Source organism: Streptomyces odonnellii (genome assembly GCF_000981895.1).
Lineage (GTDB): Bacteria > Actinomycetota > Actinomycetes > Streptomycetales > Streptomycetaceae > Streptomyces > Streptomyces odonnellii.
The window spans coordinates 1-9,522 of the sequence record NZ_LATD01000395.1 but is presented as its reverse complement, the minus strand read 5'-3'; the positions used below and the strand labels follow the sequence as shown (position 1 = coordinate 9,522).

8 protein-coding genes are annotated in these 9,522 nt (G+C 70.5%); 7 read left to right on the top strand and 1 reads right to left on the bottom strand.

Going from position 1 to position 9,522, the window contains the following annotated elements:
* Positions 1-443 precede the first annotated feature (443 nt).
* The 3 genes from WH07_RS30960 (at position 444) to WH07_RS30950 (ending at position 1,824) form a co-directional block, all read left to right on the top strand.
* A complete protein-coding gene (locus WH07_RS30960; RefSeq protein WP_046507383.1) occupies positions 444-863 on the top strand; it encodes a CoA-binding protein in 420 nt (139 codons plus the stop codon).
* A gap of 284 nt (positions 864-1,147) precedes the next feature.
* Positions 1,148-1,510 (top strand): type II toxin-antitoxin system RelE/ParE family toxin, encoded by a 363-nt coding sequence (locus WH07_RS30955; RefSeq protein WP_046507370.1) that lies wholly within the window; start codon positions 1,148-1,150, stop codon positions 1,508-1,510.
* Positions 1,507-1,824 (top strand): helix-turn-helix domain-containing protein, encoded by a 318-nt coding sequence (locus tag WH07_RS30950; RefSeq protein ID WP_046507367.1) that lies wholly within the window; start codon positions 1,507-1,509, stop codon positions 1,822-1,824. Before WH07_RS30955 ends, WH07_RS30950 begins: the two co-directional genes overlap by 4 nt.
* A 101-nt stretch (positions 1,825-1,925) precedes the next feature.
* Here the strand turns inward: WH07_RS30950 and WH07_RS30945 are convergent, their stop codons facing one another.
* The gene (locus tag WH07_RS30945; protein ID WP_046507364.1) at positions 1,926-2,492 is read right to left on the bottom strand and encodes a Uma2 family endonuclease; all 567 of its coding nucleotides are present in this window, start codon (positions 2,490-2,492) and stop codon (positions 1,926-1,928) included.
* A gap of 237 nt (positions 2,493-2,729) precedes the next feature.
* Here WH07_RS30945 and WH07_RS30940 point away from each other — a divergent pair, with 237 nt between their 5' ends.
* The 4 genes from WH07_RS30940 to WH07_RS30925 all read left to right on the top strand — a co-directional run bounded on the left by WH07_RS30940 (position 2,730) and on the right by WH07_RS30925 (position 9,396).
* Entirely contained in the window at positions 2,730-4,760 is a 2,031-nt protein-coding gene (locus tag WH07_RS30940; protein ID WP_046507361.1) for a thioredoxin domain-containing protein, read from the top strand.
* A 204-nt stretch (positions 4,761-4,964) separates the two neighbouring features.
* Positions 4,965-6,320, top strand: a complete 1,356-nt coding sequence (locus WH07_RS30935; protein WP_079023706.1) for a glycosyltransferase — start codon at positions 4,965-4,967, stop codon at positions 6,318-6,320.
* Positions 6,317-8,074: an ArnT family glycosyltransferase gene (locus WH07_RS30930; RefSeq protein WP_079023705.1), complete on the top strand. Its 1,758-nt coding sequence runs from the start codon at positions 6,317-6,319 to the stop codon at positions 8,072-8,074. The genes WH07_RS30935 and WH07_RS30930 overlap by 4 nt, the downstream gene beginning before the upstream one ends.
* Complete coding sequence (locus WH07_RS30925) at positions 8,071-9,396, top strand: glycosyltransferase (RefSeq protein WP_079023704.1); 1,326 nt, start codon at positions 8,071-8,073, stop codon at positions 9,394-9,396. Before WH07_RS30930 ends, WH07_RS30925 begins: the two co-directional genes overlap by 4 nt.
* Positions 9,397-9,522: the final 126 nt, after the last annotated feature.

Sequence of the window (9,522 nt, the reverse complement as noted above, 5' to 3'; positions counted from 1 at the left end):
TCCAGCGCGTGCGTGTACGCCGCGTAGTCCTCGGCGGCCCCGGCGGCCAGCGACTCCAGCGCACCGCGCCCGCGCGCCAGCAACGCAGCGCCGTCGGCCCGCCCGCCCGACCGCCGCACCTCCTCCTCCACGGCCCGCACCAACAGCCTGTCGGCCTCGGCCCGGTGGCTCTCCCGCATCTGCGTCCCCCTCAGAAAGCGTTCATTGAACACACATTGTCCTGCCAGGGCCCGTGTAAGGCGAGGGTGATTCCTCAGCGGTCGGCCGAGTGCCTTTGCCGGGCCGACGGCGGCAGGCGGATGAGACGGCGCTATTGCATACAGTATTCAAACTGGCTAACGTCGGCTCATGCGGCTGACGAAGTCCACAGACCTGGCACTCCCCATGATCACGCGGTCGGCGGTAACCGGTGCGGAACTCATCGGCGCACGGCGGTGCCGCGCATGACGACGTATGGCGATGACACAGAGATCCGGCAGATTCTCACCGCTGCCGGAGACACCTGGGCCGTGGTGGGCCTGTCCGACAACCCCGAGCGGGCCGCCTACCGCGTGGCCGAGAAGCTGCGGCGCATCGGCAAGCGGGTGGTGCCCGTGCACCCGAAGGCCGGGAGCGTGCACGGAGAACAGGGCTACGCTTCCCTCGCGGACATCCCGTTCCCGGTGGACGTGGTGAACGTGTTCGTCAACTCCACCCTCGCCGGAGGCATCGCCGACCAGGCCGTGGCGATCGGCGCCAAGGCGGTCTGGTTCCAACTGGATGTCATGGACGAGGCCGCTTACGACAGGACCCGCGAGGCCGGCCTGCTGATGGTGATGGACCGCTCCGCGGGACGCGAGATAACCCGCCTGGGCCTGGGCTGACGCTCTCCGGCCGACCACGGCGTGATCGCACCTCGCTCACATCCCCTGGCTTCTCCTGGCTCAGTCATTGCGAAGGTGACCCGATGCCGGCCGGCGAAGGGGGTGCGGGCCATGAGTGCTCCGAAGCGTAGACGCAATCTACGTAGATTCAATCTACGTACCTCGTCGCTGCGCGGCGCTGGGGCACCGAGCCCGCCTCCCGCGCCGCGGTACCGCATGCGCACGCGCGGCGCCGCGTTGTCGGTCGACGCTGGAGGGGTATAGCCTTCGCTATACTCGGCTTCATGGGCAGCGAGTGGGAGATCTTCCTGGTCGACGAGGTGCGTGACTGGATCGAAGGCCTCGATGACCTGGCGCATGCGCGCGTGGTGCAGGCACTGGATGCCCTGGCGGAGGGAGGCCCGGGACTTGGGCGCCCGCTGGTTGACACCATCCATGGCTCGTCGATGGCGAATCTGAAGGAACTGCGTCCCGGTACGGTCCGTATCTTGTTCGCCTTCGACCCGTGGCGTTGCAGCATTCTGCTGGTGGCAGGAGATAAAGCGGGGCGCTGGAACGAGTGGTACCGGGCAGCGATTCCGCTGGCCGAAGAGCGCTACGAGATCTATGTGAAGGAACGGGCCCGGGAAGAAGGAGGACGATCGTGAGCGGCTACACGCGTTGGCAGGACATCCGCGCTGAGCATGTTGCCCGTGCTGGAGGCGAGGAGGCTGTACGGGCGGGCAAGGAGGAGCTTCTCGCGGAGACGACCGGCCGCCGTCTGGCGGAACTGCGGCGGGCCCGCGGGCTGACCCAGCAGGAAGTGGCCGACCGTATGGGCGTCACCAAGGGGCGTGTGTCGCAAATCGAGCGGGGGCACATCTCCGGCCAGGACGTCCTCGCCCGATTTGCTGTGGCTTTGGGCGGGCGCCTGCATCAGGCCATTTATTTCGACGACGGGGACATCGCGGCCATCGCCTGACGGCGCACAGTGGCGGAGCCGGACTTCCGTGCCTGCGGCGGTGGTGTGGGAGACCTGGGGCAGGATGGGGGTATGGCGACCGACTGGCCCTTCCAGCGCTGTCAGACGGCTCCCAGGTCGACCGTGACGGAGAAGGGCGCGGCAGCCTTGATGACGCCGGGGAACATCTCGCCGTCCCTGTAGGCCTTGGTGGCGGGGTCGAGAACGTAGGTGTAGGCGATCGGGACAGCGGTGGCGGTCTGCTCGACGCGCCAGTAGAAAGGGATGCCTGCCTTGGCGTACTGATCCGCCTTCACGATCCGGTCGGTGGTCTCCGAGCCGGGCGACACGACCTCGACGACCAGGAGTACGTGTTCGGGGCGGGTCGGTGTGAGGTCGATGGTCTCCGTCCGGTAGACGATGACGTCCGGACGGCGATTGGTGAGCGGGACGTCCTGCAAGCGGACGTCGAAGACCGTGTCGGCGTTCCACTGGGGGCCTGCGGCGGCGTCCAGGGCATTGGCCAGGAGCCGGGCCAACCGGTTGTGCCGCTTGGAGGCGCTCGGGCTCACGACGACCATCCCGTCCACGATTTCGATGCCCGCACACTGTTCCTCAGACCAGGAGTCGTATTGCTCGGCGCTGATCTGGGTGTGCATCCACGCGGGCGCCACCATCTCGGCGCTCATGGTGCCTCCTTCGAGGAGCCTCGGCAGTTACAGCGCTGCTGGGTTCAGCCTACTGTTCCGCTTGCCGTGGATACCGTCGCCGTTGGCCTCGCTTCCCCGGAGGATGTCCCCGGCGAGTCGCGATGAGGTGGAAGGGCCGTCCATCACGTGATGGCGCGCGAGTGCGAATCCGCCGGGCGAGGTGGGTCCGCGCGGGCTCCACCGGCCGGGATCGGGCGTTGTGAGAGGCTGGGCCGTATGAATCGGTTGGCTGGTGCGACCTCGCCTTATCTGCTTCAGCATGCGGAGAACCCGGTCGACTGGTGGCCCTGGGGGCCGGAGGCTTTCGAGGAAGCGCGCCGCCGCGACGTGCCTGTTCTGCTGTCGGTCGGCTACTCCGCGTGCCACTGGTGCCATGTGATGGCGTCCGAGAGCTTCGAGGACCTGACGACCGCGAAGTACATGAACCGGCACTTCGTGAACATCAAGGTCGACCGCGAGGAGCGGCCCGATGTCGACGCCGTGTACATGGAGGCCGTGCAGGCGGCCACCGGGCAGGGCGGGTGGCCGATGACCGTGTTCCTGACGGCCGACGGGGAGCCCTTCTACTTCGGTACGTACTTCCCGCCCGCGCCCCGGCACGGCATGGCGTCCTTCCCGCAGGTCCTGGAGGGGGTCAGTGCCGCGTGGACCGACCGGCGCGAGGAGGTCGCCGAGGTGGCCGGGCGGATCGTGCGGGAGCTGGCCGGGCGGTCGCTCGGGCACGGCGGGGACGGGGTGCCGGGCGAGTCGGAGCTGTCGCAGGCGCTGCTCGGGCTGACCAGGGAGTACGACGCGCGGCACGGCGGATTCGGCGGGGCGCCCAAGTTCCCGCCGTCCATGGTGACCGAGTTCCTGCTGCGCCACCATGCCCGTACCGGTGCCGAGGGCGCGCTCCAGATGGCCGCGGACACCTGCGAGGCGATGGCGCGCGGCGGGATCTACGACCAGCTCGGCGGCGGGTTCGCGCGCTACTCGGTCGACCGCGAGTGGGTGGTGCCGCACTTCGAGAAGATGCTGTACGACAACGCCCTGCTGTGCCGGGTGTACGCGCATCTGTGGCGGGCCACCGGATCGGAGCTGGCCCGCCGGGTCGCCGTCGAGACCGCGGACTTCCTGGTACGTGAACTGCGCACGGCGGAGGGCGGGTTCGCCTCCGCGCTGGACGCCGACAGCGACGACGGCACGGGCCGCCACGCCGAAGGCGCGTACTACGTCTGGACGCCCGGGCAGCTCCGGGAGGTCCTCGGCGAGGCCGACGCCGAGTTCGCCGCGCGGTACTTCGGGGTGACCGAGGAGGGCACCTTCGAGGAGGGCGCCTCGGTGCTCCAGCTTCCGCGGAACGGCGGGATGGTGGACGCCGCCCGTGTCGAGTCCGTACGGGCACGGCTCCTCGCGGCGCGCGAGCAGCGGCCCCGCCCGGGCCGCGACGACAAGATCGTGGCCGCCTGGAACGGCCTCGCGATCGCCGCGCTGGCCGAGACCGGAGCGTACTTCGACCGGCCGGACCTGGTGGAACGCGCCACCGAGGCCGCCGATCTGCTCGTACGGGTCCACCTCGGCGACACCGCGCGCCTCGCCCGTACCTCCAAGGACGGCCGGTCCGGCGCGCACGCCGCGGTCCTGGAGGACTACGGGGACGTCGCCGAGGGATTCCTGGCGCTCGCGTCCGTCACCGGCGACGGCGCCTGGCTGGAATTCGCCGGATTCCTGCTGGACATTGTGCTCGACCGTTTCGCCGCCGAGGACGGCGCGCTGTTCGACACCGCCGACGACGCCGAACAGTTGATCCGCCGCCCGCAGGACCCGACCGACAACGCGGCCCCGTCCGGCTGGACGGCCGCCGCGGGCGCGCTCCTCTCGTACGCCGCGCACACCGGCTCCGAAGCCCATCGCACCGCCGCCGAACGGGCGTTGGGCGTGGTGAAGGCCCTCGGACCGAGGGTGCCGCGCTTCATCGGCTGGGGTCTCGCGACCGCCGAGGCCCTGCTCGACGGCCCCCGCGAGATCGCCGTCGTCGGGCCCGAGGGCGACCCCGCGGCCCGGGAGCTGCACCGTACGGCGCTCCTCGCGACGGCCCCCGGCGCGGTCGTCGCCACGGGCGCCCCGGACAGTGGCGAGTTCCCGCTGCTCGCCGGCCGGCCGCTCGTCGGCGGGCATTCCGCCGCGTATGTCTGCCGGCGGTTCGTTTGCGCGGCTCCCACAATTGAAGTAGGCGCACTCCGGCGCGAATTGGGCGTGTACGAGTGAACTGTGGCCGATTTATGATGCATGCCGAACCGGCCTGAAACGCGGTTTTCATCCAATCAGCCCACCGGCCGTCACAGATCAGCCCTATTCTCTTCACAAGAGGCACAACTGGTACGCATGGGTGGCCTGTTGTGCGTGGGGGATCACGGGTGAGCCGGCGGCCAGGGGGGCCTGCCCCGGCCACCCGGGCCGAGGGGGGCCGTGTTGTTCACATCCGTGTTCGTTGCTGCCATTTCACTGGCGCTGTTCTGGATGGCCGCGTTCACACTCTGGTGGCAGATGCATGCCTGGCGTACGCCGGAGACGCTGGCCGCCACCAGATTCGATCCGCCGGACGGCGGCCGGGAAGGCTCGTTCTCGCTGCTCCTGCCCGCCCGGCACGAGCAGGCCGTACTGGAGCACACCGTCGAGCGGCTGCTCCAGTCCAGCCACACGAAGTTCGAGATCATCGTCATCGTCGGACACGACGACCCGGAGACCGCGGAGGTCGCCGAGCGGGCCGCGGCCCGCGCCCCGGACCGGGTCAGAGTCGTCGTCGACACCCACGAGACCAAGAACAAGCCGAAGGCGCTCAACACGGCGCTGCCGCACTGCGCCGGCGATGTCGTCGGGGTCTTCGACGCCGAGGACCAGGTCCATCCCGAGCTCCTGACCCATGTCGACCACGCCTTCCGCTCCACCGGCGCCGATGTCGTCCAGGGCGGGGTCCAGCTCATCAACTTCCATTCGAGCTGGTACAGCCTGCGCAACTGCCTGGAGTACTTCTTCTGGTTCCGCAGCAGGCTCCACCTGCACGCCCAGAAGGGCTTCATCCCGCTCGGCGGCAACACCGTCTTCGTACGCACCGAGGTGCTGCGCGCGGCCGGCGGCTGGGACCCCGACTGCCTTGCCGAGGACTGCGATCTGGGCGTGCGGCTCTCCAGCGTGGGCAAGAAGGTCGTCGTCGCGTACGACTCCGACATGGTGACCCGCGAGGAGACCCCCGGCTCACTGATGTCCCTGCTCAAGCAGCGCACCCGGTGGAACCAGGGCTTCCTTCAGGTCTACCGCAAGAAGGACTGGAAGCAACTGCCCACGTCGGGGCAGCGGATGCTCGCCCGCTACACCCTGATGACCCCGTTCCTCCAGGCGTTCACCGGGCTGATCATCCCGCTCAACGCGGCGATCGCGCTGTTCCTGGACGTACCGGTCGCGATCGCCTTCATCACCTTCCTGCCGCTGGTCACCGCCATGGTCACCTTTGTCTTCGAGGTCGTCGGGCTGCATGACTTCGGCAAGCAGTACGGGCTCCGCGTCCGCCTCACGCACTATCTCAAGCTGATCGCCGGCGGGCCCTTCTACCAGGTGCTCCTGGCCGGCGCGGCGATCCGCGCCGTCTGGCGCGAACAGCGCGGGCGCAGTGACTGGGAGCTGACCAGCCATGTCGGCGCGCATCTGGCGCCGGCCGCCGGAGGCCCCGGAAGCTCCGGAGGCGCTGGAAACGACGGAGACGCCGGAGAGACCGGAGAGACCGGGGACACCCGCGGCGTCCGCGACATCCGAGAGGACGTCCACGCGTGACCTCCACCCTTTCCGCGGTGACGACGGATCAGAAAGCCGTCACCGCGCAGCCGAACGATGCCCGGAACCCGGCCGGGACACAGCAGCCCGACAGGCGCCGGCTCACCGTCCGCCCCGTGGTCCGCTTCCGCAGCTCCCGCGCCGACCTGCTGCTCTGCGGCGCGCTGCTTCTCGCGATCCTGCTGGTCCAGGGCTGGAACATCCAGCACTACCCGACGCTCAGCGACGACGAGGGCACCTATCTCGCCCAGGCTTGGGCCGTCCAGGAGGGCAAGGGCCTCGCCCACTACACCTACTGGTACGACCATCCGCCGCTCGGCTGGATGCAGATCGCCGCTCTGACCTGGCTGCCCTCGCTCTTCGTGCCCGAGACGATGACGGTCGCCCCGATGCGCTTCGCGATGCTGCTGGTCTCCGCGGCCGCCGCGGTGTTCCTGTACGTCCTGGCCAGGCGGCTGTGGCTGCCGCGCTGGGCCGCCGGGCTCGCGATGGTCCTCTTCGGACTCTCCCCGCTCTCCGTGGTGCTCCAGCGGGAGATCTTCCTCGACAACATCGCCGTGATGTGGCTGCTGCTGGCGTTCTGCCTCGCGGCCTCGCCCCACCGCGATCTCTGGCACCACTTCGCGGCCGGGATCGCCGCGGCCGTCGGGGTGCTCACCAAGGAGACCATGCTGGTGGTGCTGCCCGCGCTGCTGGTCACGATGTGGCGGTTCAGCCATCGCGACACCCGCAAGTTCGCCCTCACCGGCGCCGTCACCGCCTGCGCGCTGATCGGCCTCTCGTACCCGCTGTTCGCCCTGCTCAAGGGCGAGCTGCTGCCGGGCGGCGGGCATGTCTCGCTCTGGGACGGCATCACGTACCAGATGAGCAGGCCCGGCTCCGGCTTCGTCCTCGACCCGGGCAGCGGCTCGTACGGAGTGCTCCAGTCCTGGCTCTACTACGACCGGGTGCTGCCGTTGGGCGGGCTCGCGGGCGCCGTCCTGCTGATGGTGACCCTGCGCTGGTCGGTCACCGCGCGGGCGCTGGCCGGGCCCGCGCTGGCCGTGGTGATCCTCACCGCCGTCGCGATGCGCCCCTCCGGCTATCTGCCCGCGATGTACGTGATCCAGGGGCTGCCGTTCCTCGCGCTGGTGCTGGCGGGCGGCGCGGCGAGCGTCACGCACGCGGTCCTGCGCAGACGGCGGGCGGCGAGGGAGAGCCGGAAGCTGACCGCCGTGCGGTGGACGGCGCTCGCCGCGCTGGCCGTGACCGCGGCCGTGTATGTGGCGCCGCGGTGGTACGACGGCAACCGTACGGCCCTGACCGCCGACGCCAACGCCCCTTACCGGGCCGCGGCCTCCTGGATGGCCGAGCGGGTCCCCGACCCCTCCCGGACCCGGGTGCTGGTCGACGACGCGCTCTGGCTCGACCTCGTGCACGCCGGATACGAGCCGGGCCTCGGCGCGATCTGGTTCTACAAGGCCGATCTCGACCCGGCCGTCACCAGGACCATGCCCGGCGGCTGGCGCGACCTGGACTATGTGGTCGCCTCGCCGACCGTACGGCGCGACGCGCGAGACCTGCCCAACGTACGGGCCGCGCTGGACCATTCGGACGCCGTCGCCGTCTTCGGCGAGGGCGAGGACCGGATCGAGATCCGGCAGATCGTCGGGGGCGGACGATCCGTCGGCGCCGAACGGTCCGTTGGAGCCGGACCATCCGTTGGCGTCGGACGATCCGTAGGAGCCGGACCATCCGTTGGAGGCGGACGATGAGCATCCTTCCCCCGGCCGGAGCGGGCGCCGGAGCCGGTTCGGGCGCCGGCGAGCCACGACCGGTACGGCACGAACTCGGTGACCCGGAGCTCGAAGCGACCGCGGTGGCCGAGCCCGGCGCGGTCACCGTCATCATCCCGACCTTCAACGAGGCGGGGAACGTACGGGAGTTGCTGCGGCAGCTCACCGACGCCGTGCCCGCGCGGCTGCCCTGCGAGGTGCTCTTCGTCGACGACTCGACCGACGACACCCCCCAGGTGATCGCGTCCGCCGCACAGGACTGCCCGTTCCCGGTCGATGTCATCCACCGCGAGACCCCGGCCGGCGGTCTCGGCGGGGCCGTCGTCGAAGGCCTCAAGGCCGCGGGCTCCGAGTGGATCGTCGTCATGGACGCGGACCTCCAGCATCCGCCCACGCTCGTCCCCGACCTGGTCGCGGCCGGCGAGCGGCAGCGCGCCGATCTCGTCGTCGCCAGCCGCTACATCACCGGCGGCAGCCGGGCGGGCCTGGCGGGCGGCTACCGGGTCGCGGTGTCCCGCGCGGCGACCTGGCTGGCCAAGGGGATCTTCCCGGCCAGGCTGCGCGGTATCAGCGACCCGATGAGCGGGTTCTTCGCGATCCGGCGCTCGGCGGTCACCGCGGAGGCGCTGCGCCCGCTCGGCTACAAGATCCTGCTGGAGCTGGCGGTGCGCTGCCGGCCGGAGCAGCCGGCCGAGGTGCCGTTCGTCTTCCGGGACCGGTTCGCGGGCGAGTCCAAGTCGTCCGCGAAGGAAGGACTGCGGTTCCTGCGCCATCTGGTGGAGCTGCGGACCGCCTCGCCGCTCGCCAGGATGGCGGCCTTCGGTCTGATCGGGCTGAGCGGCTTCGTACCCAACCTGCTGGCGCTGTACGGGCTGACGGCGGCCGGGCTGCACTATCTGCCGGCCGAGGTGCTGGCCAACCAGTTCGGGGTGGCCTGGAACTTCGTCCTGATCGAGGCGCTGCTCTTCCGCAGCAGGCGCGGGCACCGGCACTGGGCGGACCGGGTCGGCCGCTTCGCCGTGCTCGCCAACGCCGATCTGCTGCTGCGCATCCCGCTGATCGCGCTGTTCGTCTCCGAGCTCGGGGCGGAGGTGCTGCCCGCGACGGCGCTGGCGCTGCTGGCCACTTTCGTCCTGCGGTTCGTGGGGACGGAGGCGCTGGTGTATCTGCCGAAGCGGAAGGGGAAGCGGCAGCGGCGGCGGGGCGCCGGCCGCGCTTCGGACGGTACGGAACGAGGAGCCGCGGCCGAGGGGCATGAGAGGCCCGCGGCCGACCGTATTGAGGGGGGCGTGATCCAGTGAGGGTGTTCAGAGGCGGGAAAGCGGCGGACGGGACGAGGCAGGCGGTCGGGACGACCGGCCCGGGACCGGCGGGCCGGGCGGGTCGGTCGGGGACCGGGGGACCAGCGGGTCGGCCGGGGTCCGAGG